We start from the raw sequence: 450 nt of genomic DNA, 5'->3' as shown, positions 1-450 counted from the left end.
GTTGTTGATGTTGAGGCTCGGATTGATCAGATCGATCTCCGGCCGCGCGTGCATGTTGGCGAAGCTCGCGCTGCCGCCCGCCGGCGTCACGGCCAGGTTCTGGACGAAGCCCGCCAGCGTGTTCTGATAGAAGCTGACGTGATCGGCATTCGGCGCCGAGACGATGAATACCGTACCGGTCGCCTGCGGCGTCGGCGCGACGATCGTCTTGCCGTTCTGATCGGTGCCCGGCAGCGGATTGCCGGCGGCGTCGAACCATCCGGCCGGATCGATGATGCCGTCAAAGTGCCGTGCACCGGTCGAGCTGTCGGTGGTGCTCCACACCGCGTAGGGATTGAGCACGACACCCTTGCCGATCGGGTTGCCGTTGGCATCGAGCACGCCGCGGACGGTGCCGCGGAAATCGACATTGACGGTGTTGTTGGTGAGGATCGGCGCCCGGATGATGAC

Annotated in this window: 1 protein-coding gene; it reads right to left on the bottom strand. The window is 64.7% G+C overall.

What is annotated here, in order from left to right; translation table 11 throughout:
- On the bottom strand, positions 1 to 450 hold a 450-nt coding region (locus GPA22_RS22455), incomplete at both ends, for a hypothetical protein (protein WP_169258289.1).

It is taken from the genome of Aromatoleum toluvorans (assembly GCF_012910905.1).
Classification (GTDB): Bacteria; Pseudomonadota; Gammaproteobacteria; order Burkholderiales; family Rhodocyclaceae; genus Aromatoleum; species Aromatoleum toluvorans.
The sequence above is the reverse complement of the archived record's forward strand: the minus strand, read 5'-3'. Positions and strand labels throughout refer to the sequence as shown.